Source organism: Pseudoflavitalea sp. G-6-1-2, assembly GCF_012927185.1.
Taxonomy (GTDB): Bacteria; Bacteroidota; Bacteroidia; order Chitinophagales; family Chitinophagaceae; genus Pseudobacter.
This window is the reverse complement of record NZ_JABBGB010000001.1, coordinates 1,042,732-1,061,411: the sequence shown is the minus strand read 5'-3', so window position 1 is coordinate 1,061,411 and position 18,680 is coordinate 1,042,732. Positions and strand designations below refer to the sequence as shown.

Annotated in this window: 17 protein-coding genes, 1 tRNA gene and 1 riboswitch; of the genes, 11 read left to right on the top strand and 7 right to left on the bottom strand. The window is 43.6% G+C overall.

The window, feature by feature from the left end; translation table 11 throughout:
* The first annotated feature begins 85 nt into the window (after window positions 1-85).
* Window positions 86-159, top strand: a tRNA-Asn gene (locus HHL16_RS04480).
* Between the two features lie 608 nt (window positions 160-767).
* Here the strand turns inward: HHL16_RS04480 and HHL16_RS04470 are convergent.
* Together HHL16_RS04470 and HHL16_RS04465 are read right to left on the bottom strand one after the other, a co-directional pair.
* Entirely contained in the window at window positions 768-1,091 is a 324-nt protein-coding gene (locus HHL16_RS04470; protein WP_169423937.1) for a nuclear transport factor 2 family protein, read from the bottom strand.
* 21 nt (window positions 1,092-1,112) lie between these two features.
* A complete protein-coding gene (locus HHL16_RS04465; protein ID WP_169423936.1) occupies window positions 1,113-1,904 on the bottom strand; it encodes an SDR family oxidoreductase in 792 nt (263 codons plus the stop codon).
* 140 nt (window positions 1,905-2,044) lie between these two features.
* Here HHL16_RS04465 and HHL16_RS04460 point away from each other — a divergent pair, with 140 nt between their 5' ends.
* The 3 genes from HHL16_RS04460 (at window position 2,045) to HHL16_RS04450 (ending at window position 5,479) form a co-directional block, all read left to right on the top strand.
* Complete coding sequence (locus HHL16_RS04460; protein ID WP_169423935.1) at window positions 2,045-2,416, top strand: winged helix-turn-helix transcriptional regulator; 372 nt, start codon at window positions 2,045-2,047, stop codon at window positions 2,414-2,416.
* A 202-nt stretch (window positions 2,417-2,618) separates the two neighbouring features.
* The gene (locus HHL16_RS04455; RefSeq protein ID WP_169423934.1) at window positions 2,619-4,652 is read left to right on the top strand and encodes a TonB-dependent receptor; all 2,034 of its coding nucleotides are present in this window, start codon (window positions 2,619-2,621) and stop codon (window positions 4,650-4,652) included.
* Window positions 4,649-5,479, top strand: coding sequence for a DUF4249 family protein (locus HHL16_RS04450; RefSeq protein WP_169423933.1), 831 nt, complete (start codon window positions 4,649-4,651; stop codon window positions 5,477-5,479). The genes HHL16_RS04455 and HHL16_RS04450 overlap by 4 nt, the downstream gene beginning before the upstream one ends.
* A gap of 57 nt (window positions 5,480-5,536) precedes the next feature.
* Here HHL16_RS04450 and HHL16_RS04445 read toward each other — a convergent pair whose 3' ends face one another.
* Both HHL16_RS04445 and HHL16_RS04440 read right to left on the bottom strand, forming a co-directional pair.
* Complete coding sequence (locus tag HHL16_RS04445) at window positions 5,537-7,003, bottom strand: hypothetical protein (protein ID WP_169423932.1); 1,467 nt, start codon at window positions 7,001-7,003, stop codon at window positions 5,537-5,539.
* Window positions 7,004-7,600: 597 nt separating this feature from the next.
* Window positions 7,601-9,106, bottom strand: coding sequence for a S41 family peptidase (locus HHL16_RS04440; protein ID WP_169423931.1), 1,506 nt, complete (start codon window positions 9,104-9,106; stop codon window positions 7,601-7,603).
* A 139-nt stretch (window positions 9,107-9,245) separates the two neighbouring features.
* On the opposite strand from HHL16_RS04440, the gene HHL16_RS04435 reads away from it, so the two are divergent.
* From HHL16_RS04435 to HHL16_RS04420, 4 genes are all read left to right on the top strand, one after another.
* Window positions 9,246-9,572, top strand: coding sequence for a YegP family protein (locus HHL16_RS04435; RefSeq protein ID WP_169423930.1), 327 nt, complete (start codon window positions 9,246-9,248; stop codon window positions 9,570-9,572).
* A gap of 193 nt (window positions 9,573-9,765) precedes the next feature.
* Complete coding sequence (locus HHL16_RS04430) at window positions 9,766-10,278, top strand: hypothetical protein (RefSeq protein WP_169423929.1); 513 nt, start codon at window positions 9,766-9,768, stop codon at window positions 10,276-10,278.
* A 31-nt stretch (window positions 10,279-10,309) separates the two neighbouring features.
* Window positions 10,310-10,509, top strand: a riboswitch (cobalamin riboswitch).
* Window positions 10,510-10,671: 162 nt separating this feature from the next.
* Window positions 10,672-12,993, top strand: coding sequence for a 5-methyltetrahydropteroyltriglutamate--homocysteine S-methyltransferase (metE, locus tag HHL16_RS04425; protein ID WP_169423928.1), 2,322 nt, complete (start codon window positions 10,672-10,674; stop codon window positions 12,991-12,993).
* A 54-nt stretch (window positions 12,994-13,047) separates the two neighbouring features.
* The gene (locus HHL16_RS04420; protein ID WP_169423927.1) at window positions 13,048-13,428 is read left to right on the top strand and encodes an acyl-CoA thioesterase; all 381 of its coding nucleotides are present in this window, start codon (window positions 13,048-13,050) and stop codon (window positions 13,426-13,428) included.
* 79 nt (window positions 13,429-13,507) lie between these two features.
* Here the strand turns inward: HHL16_RS04420 and HHL16_RS04415 are convergent, their stop codons facing one another.
* Window positions 13,508-13,894: a helix-turn-helix domain-containing protein gene (locus HHL16_RS04415; RefSeq protein ID WP_169423926.1), complete on the bottom strand. Its 387-nt coding sequence runs from the start codon at window positions 13,892-13,894 to the stop codon at window positions 13,508-13,510.
* A gap of 91 nt (window positions 13,895-13,985) precedes the next feature.
* Between HHL16_RS04415 and HHL16_RS04410 the strand changes: the two genes are divergently transcribed.
* From HHL16_RS04410 to HHL16_RS04400, 3 genes are all read left to right on the top strand, one after another.
* Window positions 13,986-14,894 carry an NAD(P)-binding domain-containing protein gene (locus tag HHL16_RS04410; RefSeq protein ID WP_277349336.1) on the top strand — a complete coding sequence of 303 codons (909 nt, stop codon included), beginning with the start codon at window positions 13,986-13,988 and terminating at the stop codon, window positions 14,892-14,894.
* Window positions 14,895-15,086: 192 nt separating this feature from the next.
* On the top strand, window positions 15,087-15,752 hold the full coding sequence (locus HHL16_RS04405) for a phosphatase PAP2 family protein (RefSeq protein ID WP_169423924.1): 666 nt from the start codon (window positions 15,087-15,089) through the stop codon (window positions 15,750-15,752).
* Window positions 15,664-17,232, top strand: a complete 1,569-nt coding sequence (locus tag HHL16_RS04400; protein ID WP_169423923.1) for a glycosyltransferase family 39 protein — start codon at window positions 15,664-15,666, stop codon at window positions 17,230-17,232. Before HHL16_RS04405 ends, HHL16_RS04400 begins: the two co-directional genes overlap by 89 nt.
* A gap of 70 nt (window positions 17,233-17,302) precedes the next feature.
* Here HHL16_RS04400 and HHL16_RS04395 read toward each other — a convergent pair whose 3' ends face one another.
* A complete protein-coding gene (locus tag HHL16_RS04395; protein WP_169423922.1) occupies window positions 17,303-17,710 on the bottom strand; it encodes a DinB family protein in 408 nt (135 codons plus the stop codon).
* Between the two features lie 63 nt (window positions 17,711-17,773).
* On the bottom strand, window positions 17,774-18,634 hold the full coding sequence (locus tag HHL16_RS04390) for an AraC family transcriptional regulator (protein ID WP_169423921.1): 861 nt from the start codon (window positions 18,632-18,634) through the stop codon (window positions 17,774-17,776).
* Window positions 18,635-18,680: the final 46 nt, after the last annotated feature.

Below are 18,680 nucleotides of genomic sequence, written 5' to 3'. Positions count from 1 at the left end.
GAAAATGCTTTTTGTGGTGAAATAAAAATCCCTATTTTTGCAACCCCTTACGACAAGAACGAGAGTTCAAAAGTAGGTGGGAAATTCCTCCTTAGCTCAGTTGGTTAGAGCATCTGACTGTTAATCAGAGGGTCGCTGGTTCAAGTCCAGCAGGGGGAGCAGATTTGACTAAAGGGTTTCACTTGTTGAAACCCTTTTTTATTTTATCCGGTTAGTTATATCCATTAATAAGACTTACAACTTCCTGTGTCTTATTTCTTTTTCATCAGGTTTGCTCTCAGCAATCATCGGTGTGAGAGCCACCAAAGCATTGTCAGCGATACTTTTACTCCATCCTGTCCCATACAGTAATCCGTTTTTTTCAAGGAACTAAACGCGGCTATACGCTTATTTCCCGTCAGAAAATGATTGGATTTGACCACGAAATACAACAAATTAGCTGCAACTCGGAAGGTCGCGTCAGCGGCCTTTTTCGTTTTTTACCAGCAATTTGCCAGCACGATTGTCGAAGAGCTAATCGCTCCTGGAAAATAGCCTATGCTCATTAGAAATTCATTGACAATTTCGCCACCTGCAAAACGGAATGTCTTCTTAAATAATTTCACCCATTCTTCTTTGGTTTTCGGCTGATGGTGTTTCAGCCATTTTCAAAAGAGCTGTATTCTTTTTCCCAAAGCAGGCTGCATAGTTTCTATGGCTGGGCAATAAGACATGAGGCCCCTGTTTTCTTGGGTTAAAAAAAGGAATGGCTAAACTAGTCATTCCGTCTATCCTGTAATTCTCAATGACTTTATTAATTCATCGGCTATTTGTAAATGATAGGTCATCACAATTGGACTTCCGGGAAAGTCACCCGAAACTTCTGCCTTCAAAAGGCTTTCATTTTCCTTTTCTTCAAAGCCTACTGGGTTCATTATGGCCTTGTATCGTTTGTTTGCATCATCGATCCAATGTTCTATTTCTTTTCTTCCGGTGTGGGTTTTTCCCTCATCAAACACCACGGCTGTTTCGGAAAAACAATCTGCGTAGGCTTTACTGTCAAAATCGTTTTGTGCCTTTACTAAATTGGATATTACTTTAGATAAGTTCATTTTGTAAGCTTTAAATAGTGATTAGATGGTTGGTACGGTGCCGCCATCAATAACGTACTCCGTTCCCGTTAAATAAGCAGCTCTTGGGGAAACCAAAAAGCCAACCAATTCGGCTACTTCTTCCGGTTCGGCGGGCCTGCCGTATGGTATTCCACCCAATGCATCCATAACGTTTTGCTGTGCTTCTTCTACAGTACTATTAGCATTTCTTGCGATCTCGCCCAACCAGGCTATCGATGCTGTTGTATTTATCCAGCCTGGCGAAACAGTCAGCACCCGAACACCTTTTGGTGAGACCTCGTTGGATAAGCTTTTGCTGTAATTTCTTAAGCCAGCTTTCGCAGCAGCATAAGGTAAAGTGGAATCATACAAAGGCAATTTGCCCTGAATGGACGCAATGTGAATAATGACGCCGCTTTTGCGTTCGATCATTTGCGGTAAAAATCCTCTGTCCAATCGAACCGGCGCAAGCAGGTTAGCTTGCAAGGTTGATATCCAGTCTTCGTCTTTTAACGACGCGAAACCACCGGCCGGTGTTGTTGAAGAACCAAGGTTGTTCACAAGAATATCCAGCCTTCCATAAGTCGATAAAACTTCGCTTACTACTTTTGCAGCTCCTTCTACATTGCTTAAATCGGCAGCAATAAAATGCAGTTGGCTGTTTCCTTTTTCCGGAGCATTTCTGGCCGTAATAATCACCGTTGCACCAGCCTGTGCCAGCCTTTCTGCAATAGCTCTTCCGGCGCCTTTTGTACCGCCGGTTACCAAGGCAATCTTACCTGATAACTCATCGTTGAAATTGAACTGTTTCATTGTTTTGTCCTGTTTTAAAAATTGATAATAGGGCAAAATTGAGACGTAAAGGCTGTCAGAACAAGTACGGAGTTACGAATCACATAGGGATAAATTTATCCCCTATTGCAGCAAATGAGCTATATGTATAACTTTGTAACATGTATGAAAGAAAGACATCACCCAACCTGAATTGCGGACTTGATCTGATTGGCGAAGTGCTTTACGGCAAATGGAAAATCCGTTTATTATGGTTTATTGATCAGGGCCACAAACGTCCCAGTGAATTACTGCGAAAAATCCCTGATGCCACAAGGCGAGTGTTGAATGTGCAATTGAAAGAATTAGAAGACCACGAATTAGTTACGAAAAAAATCTATCCTGTTGTGCCTCCGAAAGTAGAGTACAGCCTTACCGAATTTGGTAAAACATTGATACCTGTGATTGGCGCACTTGGGCAATGGGGTGATGCAAACCAGGACCGTTTGCGGGACGTGATTTTGAAACGTGCTGTAAGTTCTGCTTCGCACTAAGGTCACACTTCACCTTTCTGCCGTACATCAGCCACCCTGGCTTCCAACAACAAGAGCCACTCATTCCTCATACCTCCTTTCTCAATTTAAAAGCAGCAACACCCCACCCATAATTGGCTTTCAAAACTTCATCTGCAATTACCAAAGCCTAAAAATTGTATTTTCACCTCAATTTGTCTTTAACTCGTCATCAACTGAATTCTTGAAAACCAGACTAACCTTTACCCTGTCTCTGCTCTTCGGCAATCTCCTGTATGGCCAGTCTGTAGTGGACACTATAAAAAACATGGATACTGTAACCGTATCCAGGCAAAAGCAGTTAATCAATGGTGTGAACAGGCTTACATTAAGTGTAAAGCAAATTGAAGCGATACCGAAAATAATGGGGATCGCAGATCCTCTAAAATCAATACGCTTCCTTCCTGGCTTTGGCAATGGAGGCGATGCCAATACCGGTGCGCAGTACAGAGGACTGCCTTCAGGAAGCAATGGCTATTTTTATAATGGAGTGCTCGTTCATAATCCAAGCCATCTTTTCGGCTTATTCCCTTTATTCAATAATAATGTTGTTGAGGACCTGAAGTTCTACACGGGCGTGGTTCCGGGAAAGTATTTTGGGAAATTATCCGGCTACATCGACATAAACAGCAACTGGCAAGTCAGAGATACTACCCTTATTAAAGCAGAAGCCTCTCTGGCGCATCTTGGCGTAGGGGCCAGAATTGAACGGGACTCCGTTCAAATGGTGGAAATATTCTGGAGGAATACCTTTATGAATAAAACACTATGGCCTGTACTAAGCAAATCAGGAAAGGATTTGGAAAGTATGAAATACGACCTGTTCGACCTCAACATAAACGCCAAAAGGATTTTCAACAAGAGTGAATTAAAGGCTTTCTTTTACCTCGGAGGAGATAAAGCGATGTTCGATCTATACGAGAAGAGGGCTAAGAATAGTATGGATTGGGGAAATCTGGTTATAGGGATGACTCATACTGCAGATCTCCGGCGATACATTAAATGGGAAAACAATATTGGCTATTCCAAGTACAAAACCCGTGTTGCATTTGATCTGTTCGGCGAAGAATTTGCGCTAACCAATCATCAAAATACCCTCAGCATAAGCTCTACTCTGGCTTATCGAAAATCGCGCCGCTCGGTAGAAACCGGCTTCCTTTATATGTTGGACGACTTAGGCACTACCCTCCAGAATGAAGGACAAGCTGATCAATCCGGCAGCAATATCCGGTATAAAAGTAACCAGCAATTATTCAAGTATTTTCTGAACGCCAAATCTCCATTGTCAGAAAAAATTGAACTGGAAGGCTCTCTGAACCTTTCTACAGTGTCAGCAGTTGAGCCTCCGTTTATTATTAATCCGGCACTTTCAGTATCCTGGCTGATGAATGCAAGGAATACTTTTTTTTACAGTTTATCGATGGCTTATCAGCCGACACATCAGGTTGGTCTAACAAATATCAATCTGCCTGTTGATTACGTTATTCATGCCAACCGGAATCTTTCTGTGTCGAAGATCCGGGAAGTCTCTGGCGGATACCGCCACGCGGGATCGAGGATCGAATTTAGCATCGATGTTTATTACAGATGGCTGTCCGACTTAAAAGAATTTAACGGTAACATCATCTCATTAAATAAAGGCGATGATATTACCAGTGAAATAGAAAATGGCAAGGGAGTTACCTACGGAGCCGATTTTTTTGTGAGATTAACTACTCCACGCAATTACTTCACGGTAAACTACTCTTATTCAAGAAGCTTCAGAAAATTTGATGCGATCAATAACGGAGAATGGTATAAATATATTTACGACCGGCCGCACAATTTAAGTATTGTAAATTCTTATAAGATCTCTCCGAAAATATCTTTCTCTGTTAGCTTCATGTACAATAGCGGAAGCGCATATACTCCTACGGTAGGGATGTTTTATTTTGGCAATTCCGTATTGGCGGAGTATGGCAGCAAAAACAGTAACCGGATGGATGCCTATCACAGGCTGGATGCAGGCATCGACCTGTTGTTGAAGAAAACCAGCAAATGCCGGCAAACCCTGGGTATTTCAATTATCAATATTTACAACCACTCTAATCCAATTTATATTTACCAGAGTTACGATCGGGATTATTTCGAAAAGAACAATGCCTTTAAAATGATCCAAAAAGATGGTCCTAATTTGCCGCTCTTACCTGCCCTTACTTATTCATTAGAAATACTATGAAAAAGCTAATAGTAACAATCATCACAGGTACGCTGTTTTCTGCATGCATCAAGGAAGGGGCTCCGAAGAAATTCGTCCCTAAATTTGTAGTGGAAGGCATTATCGAAAATGGAGAAGTTCCTGTTGTGAAAGTGATGCACAACGTACCTTCCAATTTCGTTATCGACGAGAAGCAACTGGAAGCCATTATTGTGCGTTGGGCAAGTGTAAAGGTCTCTGGCGGTGGAGAAGAGGAGTTTCTGACATTGACGCGCAACGATAAAGTTTTTCCTTATTTGTTTTATGTTGGAAATTCCCTGAAAGGAAAGGCAGGACAGAAATACAAACTGGAAGTAAAGTACAATAACGACATTTTTCTTTCCGAAACAGAGATCCCGCTTCATAAGCCTGCAATAAAGGGCGTCTCCTACGAATGGCTTGATCCGGAAAAAGCTCAACCTGCAGTAAATATCGACAATGCAAATCCCGAAGCCAATTACCTGCTGTTTGCTAAGCTGGTTACGCAACCAGACTTCTACCCAAGTGCTCCCAGAGGAATCAAGGCTATCGATCAGGCAGGCAAAGAATTTACAGTAGCGTTGACGAGGAGCCGATCACTGCTCGATTCCACGAGCTCTTCCAGATATTATGCAAAAGGGGATGAGATAGCAATAAAGGTGTCTAATGTTTCCGCATCAAGTTACACTTTGTGGTCAGCTGTTGCGCAACAAGGCCTTCAGCTTTCGTTCCTGAACTACTCTTCGAATTTTTCCGGCAATATTGAAGGTAATGCTGCAGGTATCTGGTATGGTGCCAATGCATCGGTTGACAAACTTACCATTAAATAAAAAAGCCATCACGCAAAACGTGATGGCTTTTTTATTATTTAACGAAGCGCCTCGCGCTTAGATCTCAAATTTCTCCAGCAGAGCTTCGATATCGTCGATCAGTTTTTCAAAACCTGTATCTCCAAATACTTCAAAGCTAACTTTTGAGCCATCACCAAATACGAGTAATGGTTCAATATTGTATTCATGAACTGTAGTATTACCCCATTGATATACATCATCCTTCAGCTGAAAGGTTATTGATGCTATTTTCGTCTTTGTTTTTGTATTTACTGCTACTGCCGCACCGTTTTTGTTCAACAGGTTTGCCAACAATGTATAGTAGTCTTTTTCATACTTTTCATTATCGCTACGATACTTATCATAAGCAGCATTGTAAAGTTTACTTGCAGCTTCCCATTTCACGCTATACTCTCTGATTGCATTCTCATATGCTTCCACAGTACTGTAATCATTCCGATTAGGATACTTTATGCTTCCGAAATAAGTCTCCCAGTTTGGACTAACAGGCGCTTTAGCGCGGGCTGCTTTCAGCTCACTGTGCATCGCTTTATAATCAATTTGTCCACCCAGTGTTAAGTTACCTACTGCAAACGTTGTGTTGGCAGAAGTGAACAGATCGAATATTTCATCATCCTTCGAATTGAATACTTTGTCATACGAAAGCGCGCTGAAGTTGGTGTTGGCGTTCAATGCAATTAAGGTTTCAGCACCTTTGGCAAAACTAAATTTAGTTGCCACCAACTTATTGTCGTTGTTCACTTCGAACTTCGCAACATATGACCCGAGTGAAAGGCTTGCATTAACTGATTTGGGGAGCTTATCATCGTGATAAGCATAGGTTGAAGTCAGGTTCAATACTTCCGAACCACCAATTGTCATTTTGGCCAATACCTCAGAAGGCAATTCGTAGGTTTCTTCCAGGTTTACTTCAGTAACATCAACATTTCCTGTATTAGGATCATATTTATATCTATAGTACTTGCTATTGAAGACATAAGATTTTCCGGAATTCTTATACGTAACAGTCAGGATCGTATTGTTCGTATTTCCATTCTTTGTAGCTGGAAACTGAAATTCAATCTTGTCGCTGGAAGGAGTAAGATCCCACAGTTTTGTTGACTGATTGTATTTATAAATTCCAAACGCCTTGCTCAGTCTGTATGCTTTCTTTTCTGAAACAGGCGCTGTTATTGTGTTTAGTACACTTTTAATGCCTGCTATTTCCTGTGATCCAACTCCCATATTTGAGAGGGCATTTACAGTAACATCTACGTCAGGAGCTCCCAGTGAATTGAAGGTTTCCAAAGCATCTATAGCTGTATTGGAACTCAAGTCATTAACTTTTTTCACGAAATCACGCCCTTCATTCTCCATAAAGGCTTTATTCGCGGTTACACCTTCTTTATTGTAGGGCAATTCATAAATGGGTGGATTGGGTTCTGGTTCAGCGTCTTTAGATTTTTTACATGCACTGAATACGAACGGTGCTGCTATCAACAGCAATGCAGTTGTTTTTTTCATAATTAAATAAAGTTTACAAGAATGGTATCGGATAGAGGGTAAATAAGAATTAAATTTTAAAGATTGGTTATTGGTAAAACGGGGCGAAAATACATTTATTATGTAACAAGTCGAACCGGCGGATATGGTTTTAATCATCATGATGATGACTAAATGTTATCCATCACCGAAGTTTCAGTTCAATTTATTCTTCCTTATGATTCGGAATGGCTTTTACATACTTATCCTGATTATATAAATGCTTGTACCCTTGGGCTTTAGGAGGTATTTCGTTTAAAATCCACTCAGGCATATTGCGATTAAGAATTTCGTCGATATACCCACTCACCTTAGTTTCAGTTAGCGTGTTTCATACACCGTTAGTATGCTCTGCCCTATCCTGAAATGCCTGGTTTATTTAATAAACCGCTGCGTCTCCGGAAACGACGCTTTCTTATACTTCAGAACGTTGTTAACTTTAAAATAATGGTCGGAATAAGGATGAAAGTTCTGATGATATTTTTTATACCGTTTGAAGATGCCTTTTCAGGCAGGAGGCACCCATGAACATTTGTCCATTGGAGATAGGTGGGATATAACAAAGTGGGAAAAGGATATTTAGCGAACCAGATTCATGGCCTTTTCGAGATCCGGATCGCGTCCCTTTACAATATCCTCAGGTGTATACTCCACCGGATAGTCCGGCATCAGTCCTCTTCCGTGCACTGAAGCCTTCGCCATCGAAACAACACGCAACCACGGAAACTGCACACGAGCCTGTGTTGCGGGAAGGGTAAGCAACTGCATCGAAAAACCATTGCATCCTTCTTCTGTGCCGGCAGTTTCTCTGCCAACAAATACAATATTGCTTCGCTGAGCTTTAAGTGCCGACACAAAAAGTGAAGCCGACGAAAACGTAGCTCCGTCGATCAACACAATTAATTTCCCGTTGAATCTGTTTGTTGCTGCCGGATGAACTGGCCCATACACTTCTCCAAATTCAGGACGAACATCCATGTGATAATGGGTATCCACTTTCTTTCCCGGCTTACAACTGGCTCTGAAATTTTCAGTAAGTGATGAATCGAAAAGCACTGAAAACTTATTTATCGATGGGTCAGGTAATCTGGAATACAGATCCCTGATAATTTTGAAATCAGCATTCATGAGATAAGACATCAATCTGATTGTAATTCTCAGGTCTCCGCCACCATTGTGGCGCATGTCGAGAATAAGATTATGCACTCCTTTGTTCGAAATTTCACTGAAACATTTTCCGTAGGCAGTTGTGTCCGAATAAACAAGCTGTGGCACTTTGAGCAAAGCTGTATTCGCATTCTTATGAAAGTATAAGCCCAACGTTTCTGTTCCTTCGGCTTTAGTCCATAATGCATATTTATCTATAGTTTGCACAGCAGGAATGTGAGCAGTATCAAAATTATTTATTGTAATGTTTTGCAGTTCGCCGGAGATGGTACGAATTGAAACATGATAGGGGGCATTCCAATGATAATATTTAATGCAGGCATCCGCGAATCCATCATATTCAGACAAAAACAATTCTTTGAACGACTTCACAAATCCATCTCCGCAATAAAGCGAACTCCCATTTTGAATGATGGCAGAAACAGGTACATCATTCACACTGATGATCTCATCGCCTGTTGATAATTTTTCAGTACCAGACTTTGTTACCCATGCTCTTTCTCCGCGAACCAAAACATTGAACGGCAATGGAAAATTATTTTCTTTCTGAGCGGGATGATAATTTTCGGCATGCTTTATCTGCGTATGCCCGCATCCCAACGCACATAAGAAAGGATACATACGAACAATGTAATCGTCCTCCGACATTGGAGTAGCAAGTGAAGCCATCACTTCGTCATACTTCTTTGAAAGACTGTCTGCGGAAACATATATCCCATATCCCGGATGTACTTCCTTAATAGCAGACCAAAGAGCAGAGAAATCGGATTGCATATCGGAGACGGATAATAAACTACTATCAGAAGCAGTGGCTTTCTTCTCAGGTTTATCTGCAGGCATCGTACTGCATCCTGCGGAGAGAATAAGGCAGCCGATCAATCCGGCAATGAAGCAAAACCTCGTGCTATTCTCCTTCATATGATATCACAATTTCTATCAATATACGAATTTGGAACAGAGTTCTTCCCAACCAGCAACTCATAGCTTGCTGTAGTATTTCCCTTATTTGTGATTTCTTTCCAATCCCTTATTTTTATATGAACTAAAAACATCATCTATGGGAAAATTTGCAACAAAAACCGGAAAAGATGGTCAGTTTTATTTTAACCTCAAAGCTGATAACGGACAGGTCATCCTTTCCAGTGAAGGTTATACCACTACCGCTGCAAGGCAGAACGGCATTGATTCCGTAAAAACAAATGCCAAAGATGATTCTAAATTCGATCGCTTAACTTCCACCAACGGCAAACATTACTTCAACCTCAAGGCCGGTAACGGTCAGGTAATCGGACGCAGCGAAATGTATGAGTCTGCAGCAGGTATGGAAAACGGCATTGAGTCTGTTAAGAAGAATGCCCCGGATGCTGCTGTAGTTGAAGATTAGCGAGCCTGTTGAGCATACAGAATCCAGATGGCTTCAACATTGCTCAATAGACAAGGCGGTTACATCACAAGATGATGCATCCGCCTTTTTTGTTTTGATTACATTCCAACTTCCATTCATCCATTACAGGTGCAACAGATATGATATGCGGTACATGATTATGCACTAATAAATCTGACATTTGAAATAAAAAATGCGAAAGCCTATCCTGCTTGCTCTTATCTTACCCTTACTTCTTCTCACTTCACTCAAAGCGCAACAATCCACTGTTGTAAATAAGCTGCCAAACGATTTCCTCCACTTCTTCCTCGGTGACTGGACCGGCGACGGCGAGTTTGCCAGCGGCAGAAAAATCTCCGCTAACCTGTCTTTCAAACTCACTTCCGACAGCTCATGGATCCAATACCAACATACAGACAAACTCCCCAACACATACAAAGCGCTTTCGTTGTGGGGCATCGATAACCAAACCGGACAATTTGTTGCATTCATATTCGACAAAGGCAACCGGAAATTCGTAAGCAACGGATGGGTGGATGATAAACTAATTCTCACGCACATCGGCAATAGTTCAACAGGCCCTGTTTTCCAGCATTTCAAGTATGAAAAATCCAGTGATACTTCTTTTAAAATGACCTTCGAAACAAGCAAAGACGGCATATCCTGGAAACTCATCGATTACCTGATATTCACAAAGGAGCAATAATTCCCCTAACTTGCACTCAAGTTCTTTTCTATATCTATCAAACAGCATAGGTTCCCGGTAGCACCGGGATTAATAGGGAATTGTGTGCAAATCACAAGCTGTCCCGCAACTGTAAGTAACCACCTCAATTCTTACCCTTGTTGTCCACTGTCCCTCACAAAACTTGTGGGGATGGGAAGGACGGTAAGAATGTTACAAGCCAGGAGACCTGCCTTTACTGTATTTGACAATGCTTTCGTGGAAAGAAGCAGTTGTTGATCTGATATGCACATCTCCGGCCACTCCTCAGGCAGGGAGCAATTCCGTGCGCACATTTCATCCTCCTCTTTTTACTGGCATTGCTGGTTTAGCAAAGGGCTTTTAATTGATTCAATCATTTTAAAAGCAATCACCATGCAAACACAGAACCTGGGCTACCCGCGGATTGGCAGCCAACGGGAACTCAAAAAGGCAGCCGAGCAATACTGGGCCGGCAAGTTGAGCGCGCAACAATTGATGCAGACCGGAAGCAGCATCCGTTCACAGAACTGGCAGCTGCAGAAAGAAGCTGGCATCGACCTCATTCCATGCAACGATTTTTCCCTGTACGATCAGGTGCTCGACACCTGTCTCATGACCGGCGCTATTCCTCAGCGCTATCATGATCTCATGCACAACAGGCAACTGCCTCACATCGATCTCCTTTTCGCAATGGCCAGAGGATATCAGAAAGAAGGATACGATATCACCGCCATGGAAATGACCAAGTGGTTCGACACCAACTACCACTACATTGTGCCGGAATTCAGCGCCAATCAGCAATTCACGTTGTTCAGCAACAAAGTGCTCAACGAATTTATCGAAGCAAAAGAGCAGGGTATTGCAGCTAAACCGGTGCTGATCGGTCCGGTTTCATTTTTGTTGCTAGGCAAAGAAAAAGAGCCGGGCTTTCATCGCCTTGAGCTGATCCGAAAACTGCTTCCCGTGTACATCGAAGTTTTGAAAAAACTGGAAGATGCAGGCGCGTATTATGTTCAGCTCGATGAGCCATGTCTCGCACTCGATCTCACAGAAGCAGAACAACAGGTATTTGCAAAAGCCTATCAGGAGCTGAGAAACAAAACACAATTGCGCATCATTCTTGCCAATTATTTCGAATGTTATGGAAACAACCTTTCCACTGCACTCGCTCTTCCTGTAGATGTGCTGCATCTGGATCTCGTGCGTTGCCCATCGCAGCTCGACGACATTCTCAGTACCGATCTTCCTTCATCGAGAAAGATACTCTCCCTCGGTGTTGTCGATGGAAGAAATATCTGGAAGAACAACTTCGAAACATCGCTCCACCTCATTGGCAAAGCTGCTGCAAAGCTGGGAGCAGAACGGGTTTGGATTGCCCCCTCCTGTTCACTGCTGCACGTTCCCTGCGATCTCGATCTCGAAACCAACAATACCATTCTCACTCCTGAGATAAAACAATGGATGGCTTTCGCAAAACAAAAGATCGACGAACTGGTTAATTTAAAACAACTCGCCTCCGGCGAAATCAATGCTTCGGCACAAATAAAACTGCAGGAAAACATTGCTGCACATCAAAACAGAAAAACATCTGCGCTGATTCATGATCCGGCCGTGAAGCAAAGAGTAAATGCCATCACGTCCAACGATGCCAATCGAAACAATGTTTTTGCTGAAAGAAAAACAAAACAGCAGCGATCGCTGAATCTGCCCCTGTTTCCTACCACCACCATCGGATCTTTCCCTCAGACTGCTGAAGTGAGAAACTGGAGACAGCAACTCAAAAAAGGACAGCTCACACAGGAACAATACGACGAATTCATCGCCGAAGAAACCGCGCAGGCCATTCACTGGCAGGAAGAAACCGGTATCGACGTACTCGTTCATGGCGAGTTTGAAAGAAACGATATGGTGGAATATTTCGGCGAACAACTTGCAGGTTTTGTTTTCACGCAAAACGGATGGGTGCAGAGTTATGGCACACGCTGCGTAAAACCTCCGGTGATCGTTGGCGATGTAAGCCGGCCGGCTGCAATGACCGTCCGCTGGACATCCTACGCACAATCGCTCACCAGCAAACCCGTAAAAGGCATGCTCACCGGGCCCGTAACCATTCTTCAATGGAGTTTTGTTCGCGACGATCAACCCCGCAGAGACACCTGCACCCAGATAGCACTTGCCATCAGGGACGAAGTAGTGGACCTCGAAAAATCGGGCATCGCCATTATTCAGATCGATGAACCCGCCATCCGTGAAGGACTTCCATTGCGACGCAGCAACTGGAACGATTATCTCCAATGGGCCGTGCAGGCATTCAGAATATCTGCCAGCGGTGTGAAAGACCAAACGCAGATCCACACCCATATGTGTTATTCGGAATTCAACGATATCATCGAACATATCGCCAATATGGATGCAGATGTGATCACCATCGAATGCAGCCGCTCCCAAATGGAACTGCTCGATGCATTCGCTGCGTTCAGCTATCCCAATGATATCGGTCCGGGAGTGTACGATATCCATTCACCACGGGTACCTTCGCAACACGAAATGGTGCAGCTGATGGAAAAAGCAAAAGCCGTAATCCCTTCTTCACAACTTTGGGTGAACCCCGACTGCGGACTGAAAACCCGCGGCTGGCCTGAAACCAAAGCTGCATTAGAAGAAATGGTTGAGGCAGCAAAATCGCTCAGAGCAACCGTTTCAGCCAACGCATAAACAACAGCATGGCGGATTGACCTTCCGGTCCGCCAGGCTTCTAACCACAATAAGATGAATAAAGAAAAAGCCGAACAATCAGTTACACGGATATTCAAAGCAGTATTTCCCGAAAGCACCAATCACTACGACACATTGTTCGGAGGAACAGCCATGGCGCTGATGGATGAAGTAGCCTTTATCACTGCTACCAGATACACTCGTCAAAGAGTGGTAACCGTGAGCAGCGACAGGATCGATTTCACCAAACCCATTCCCGCAGGAACTATCATCGAACTGGTGGGCAAAGTCTCATTAGTAGGTACTACCAGCCTGAAAGTAAGAGTGGAAGTATTTATCGAGCAGATGTATTCGCAGGAAAGAGATAAAGCCATCAGTGGCGAATTCACATTCGTAGCCATCGACGAGCAGAAAAAACCTGTAGCCATCGATTAATCCATCTCATACAAAAATCGCTGCCGGTTATGCACCGGCAGCGATTTCTTATGAAGTCTTTTATCTGAAGCTTCCTACATCAGGCAGCAGATGAATTCGAAATGGTACTTCCTTCCTGTTTTTCTTCCATCAGTTGTCTGAAATTTTCCAGATGTCCGATGCCCCAGTTTTCCATCTCTTTCACAATCGGCAGCAAGGATTCTCCGAATTCGGTAAAATAGTATTCTACTTTCGGCGGCACTTCAGGATAGATCACTCTTCTGATCACTCCATGAAACTCCAGTTCGCGCAACTGCATATTGATCACTCGCAGGGTGGCCAATGGTATGGCGCGCTGTATATCGCTCGGACGGCGGGTTCCGCCATTGATGAGAAAGATCAGGTATGGCTTCCACTTGCCTCCGATGATCTCCATCAAAACAGCCATTCCGCAGCTGAAGTCCTTAGGTATTTTTCTCTCGTACATATGCATCCTCTTTTGCTTCCCAAATGTACGATAGAGGAATAATTTATCCCATAGGGAAAAAATTATCCATACCCGAAAACTAACTCCCATATTGGCCAGCCCCTGCAAATGCTTTCATTTTGTATTCATAAAAAATCATTCGATGAAACAAGTAGCTGTAATAGGATTGGGAGCGATGGGCGTAGTGCTTGCCAAACTGCTGATCCAAAATAAACTGAACGTCTCTGTCTGGAACAGAACACCTGGCAAACTCAATCAACCCGGACTTGAAGGAGCAAAAGCAACCACCAATATTAATGAAGCCCTTCGCGAAGCATCCATCGTGATCATCTGCGTAAAAGATTATGAGGCAACCTATGAATTGCTGAATGGCGTTTCGCTCGAAGGCAAAACCATCATCCAGTTGAGCACAGGAACGCCGAAAGATGCGAAAACCATGAGTGCTGCATTTATTGACCGTGGAGCATCTTATATCGACGGAGCTATTCTGGCTACCCCATCGCAAATGGGTCGCCCGGATACCCCGATCTTCCTTTCCGGAAATGCTGAAGCATTCAGTAAAAGTGAAGACATTTTGAAAGTTTTGGGAGGAGGGCTGCTCTACATGGGCGATTCAGCAGGCGCAGCATCTGCATGGGACCTTGCTGTTCTCACCAATATGTTTGGCATGATGACTGGCTTTCTCCACGGAGCGAGAATGATGGAAGCTGAAGGACTGAAACCCTCCGACCTCGGAAACATGATCGTAAACATCGCGCCCGTACTCGCTCAGATGATTCAGGATACCGGCAACGATATCGATGCAGGCAGGTTCGAAGACCCGCAAAGCTCCATCGATATTTGCGCGCAAAGTTTTGAGCTGATGGTGCGCCAGGCCAGAGAAGCCAATAGCGATGCCAGCATGCCAACCTTTCTGCTGGAGTTCTTCGACAAAGGGAGAAAAGCAGGGCTGGGACAAAACCGCATCTCATCGCTGATAAAAGTTCTAAGAAACAACTAAGGTTAATCGAGGCTGCCAACCGGCAGCCTTTTTTTCTGCCATTGAACGAAATGATTGCTTCATCATTATTTCAGTTAAGAAATCATGAAGCCGAAAGGTTTAACACTGCGGTAATCCATTCCTAATATTTGTTTAATTATCGCATAAAATTAAGTTAGCATACGAAGGATAGCTTTGCAGCAACTCAACTGTATGCCCAATAACCCCAACTGGAAATTATTCCTTCAGTTTACGCTGGCATTGATCTGCCCGTTGCTGATTGTAGTGTGCATTTACACTAAATCCACTTCATTTGTTGCAGCTAATTTCTATCACTGCCAATGGCTCGATACCATGTTCACCTGGTATACCTATCTCGGAGATGGCATAGTTGTAGCAGCCCTGATCATCGCCTGCTGGGTAATGCGCAAGCGCAGCATCGCCATAAAATTATTATTGTCCTATCTCATCTCAGGACTCGTAGTTCAGCTATTGAAAGAGATGTTCCATGCACCAAGACCAAGAACATTCTTTGCAGAAAATCTTTACAGCCATTTTATTGAAGGTGTTACCCATGGCGGATATGCCAGCTTTCCTTCAGGACATACTACCACAGCATTTGCAGCTGCCGCGATACTGGCCTGCAACTCCCGCAAGCAGATAGTGGCCGTACTTGTTTTCTGGATGGCAGTACTGGTAGGATATTCCCGCATGTACCTGGGACAACATTTTCTGGAAGATGTGCTCGCAGGAATTATCACAGGCATCGCAACAGCAATGATTATCGAGTATGGCTATCAATCCTTCATTACAAAGTACAAGACAAACAAACGCGCTTCGTCCATTACATATGAACAATCAGCCGCGATCGGGTTATAGAAAATACACCCTGTGGCTTATTGCAATCACTACCCTGATAAGATTAGCGCTCAGCAGTATCGTAGAACTGAATAACGACGAAGTCTATTACGTTACCTACGCGAAGTACCTTCAGTGGAATTATTTCGATCACCCACCGATGGTGGCCGTGTGGATCAAATTCTTCACTGCATCACTTGAGTTGAACAACGAGTTCTTTGTAAGGATGGGTTCTGTATTGGGTGCAGCCATCTCTACATGGCTGATCTTTCTAACCGGAAAAAAACTGAAAGACAATCGCACCGGCTGGATCGCCGCCTGTCTCTTCACCGCTTCTTTTTACAGCAGTGTGATTGCCGGATTGCTGATACTTCCTGATTCCCCACAGTTGACTTTCTGGATGCTGTTTGTGTATCTCTCCGTAACAATTGTTCAGCACAAAAACAGAAAGCAGGTAAATCTCCGGCTCATCTTCCTTGGTCTTGCAGCAGGGTTCTGCATTCTCAGCAAAGTGCATGGCCTGTTCTGCTGGTTTGGATTTGGCGGTTATGTGCTGTTTTGCAGAAGAGAGCTGTTGAAGAACCCTTTTCTCTATCTCGGCGCCTTGCTCACCATTGCCATTATCACGCCTTCATTTTTGTGGAGCTTCAGCAATCAGATGGGTACATACGATTATCATAGCGAAAGAGTAACCATCCGTCATCTTCAGCTGGATAGTTTCATCAGAGAAATAGTTGGCTCATTTTTTTACAACGGTCCGGTGAACGTGAGTTTGCTGATCGGTGCATTGATCGCCTTCAGAAAAAAATGGCAGTCTGTAGCAATCTTGCTCTGGCTGGGTGTTCCGTTGATCATCACAGTGCTATTCCTTTCTTTATTCAATGATACGCTCCCACATTGGAGCGGCCCCGGATATACCACGCTGATACTGGTTACAGCATTACATCTTTCAGAAAAATCATTGTCGTTTTCTACGGGCATTACGAGATTGAGCATGGGTATTACGGCGGTTGCGCTTGCAGCAAGCATCTGCCTCATCAATTACTGGCCCGGCACATTAGGAAGTAAAGAACAACATGAATTCGGCAAACACGATGTAACACTCGATATGAGTGGATGGCGGGCTTTCGGAAAAGACTTTGCTGCTTTGTATCACAAAGATTCTGCAACGATGCATCCGCGGTTCATCTTCAATAATTACTGGTTCCCTGCTGCACATCTCGACTACTACGCAGCAAGGCCGCTGGGACTGCAGCTGAAAGCAGTTGGAAATCTTCACGACATCCATCACTTCGCATGGCTCAATAAAAAATTACCCGAATTGAAAAACGGTGAAGACGCTTACTTCATCAGCATTTCAAATTTCAATGACCCTGTTCCGGAGGAACTGAAAAAGAAATTTGAAAAAATATCGGAAGCTGAATTGATCCCACAAATAAGAGGAGGGAAAACAGCAAGGTATTTTTATGTGTACAGGTTAATCGGATTCAAAGCGGAGTAGGCCACAAACAACCAGAGAACCCCGCTCACCGGAGTTCCCTGAATTGTACAAATCAACAAAAACCAGAACCTCAATACGTGTATGCCGGAGGTTCTATACCGTTCAATCGCAAATGCAACACGGCTTGTCCGCGATGATGTGTAATATGATCCAGTGCGGAATGAACACCTTTCACTGCACTTTCAGTCATCGGTTGTGTTTTGATAACTACCTGCAAGCTGTCGTAAGCTTTTTCCAGATACGCCATCACTTCTTCTTTGTTTTTTCCTGTGGCAGGCGGCGCCCAGTCTGTTTCCAGTCCGAGTACATAATTGGCTTCCCACCATTCGATGCCATAGGCTATGTGATGAAGCAATTCCCTGAAGTTCCAAACCTCATCAACAGGTTTGAAATTGTATTTGCCTTCGGGCATTGCCGCGGCTACATCCAGTGTGTATTTTCTGGATGTATCTGTAAGGTTCAGCAACTGTTCTTTCATGTCTGATCTCATTTTATAGCGCAAAGCTAAAATCACCAACAGAGGAGCAGTTAAGAAATCTTGCTATTTATGAAGCAGGCCTGCAAATGTTTTTCTGTATGCAGATGGAGTGGAGGAGAATTTTTTTCTGAACGCCGCATTGAAGTATTCGATGCTGTTGAAGCCGCTGCTGAAGGCCACGTCAGCCACTGGCGTGGAATTGGTTCTCAGCAGCAGTGCAGCATTTTCGAGCCGTATGTCCGCCAGATACTGATGTGGCGGCATTTTCACAAAAGACCTGAATATTCTGCTGAAGTGAAATGGACTTACATAACAGTGCTCCGCAATTTCCAACAGGGATATATTCTCAGTGAAATGATTTGAAATATAATCTTTGGCTCTTTCGATAGTGAGCAGATGATTTTTCTTCATCCGGGCATTGATCTGCGGATCGGGAGAATAGTCGGTGATCTCGCTCATCACTTTTCTCAGTACTTCCAGTACAAGATGGTCGATATGCAGTTTGCTGCCCGTTCGGGATTGAAGCAGTTGCCAGATCATGTAATGTAGAAACTCCGTTGAAGCATTGGTTCGTACCAGTGTTGACTGCCAATCGTTATCGTGAAGGAATCCTGCTCCTTTGTATTGTTCGCTCAGCACGGGATAGAAATCATCTTTGAATTCGATGATGGTGCACTCATCGGGTATTGCATGCGCGTGCGTAACAGTACGTTCAGATCCGGGTTTGGTGATCAGTACGCATCCGCTGTAGCTATCGAGCGAATGCCGGAATACATTGAAAAGGAAGTTGCCTTTTCTTACGAAGCTGATGCAAAAGACATTGCTGTACTCCGGTTTGGACGTAGTACATTCCGTGCACCGGCATTTGAAATCCAGGATACGGTAAAAGTCTGACTCAAACAGCGTATGAATATCTGCCTGCATGAATTGCTCAGGTAATTTTATTTATGCGAACTTTGTGCTTCTTCTG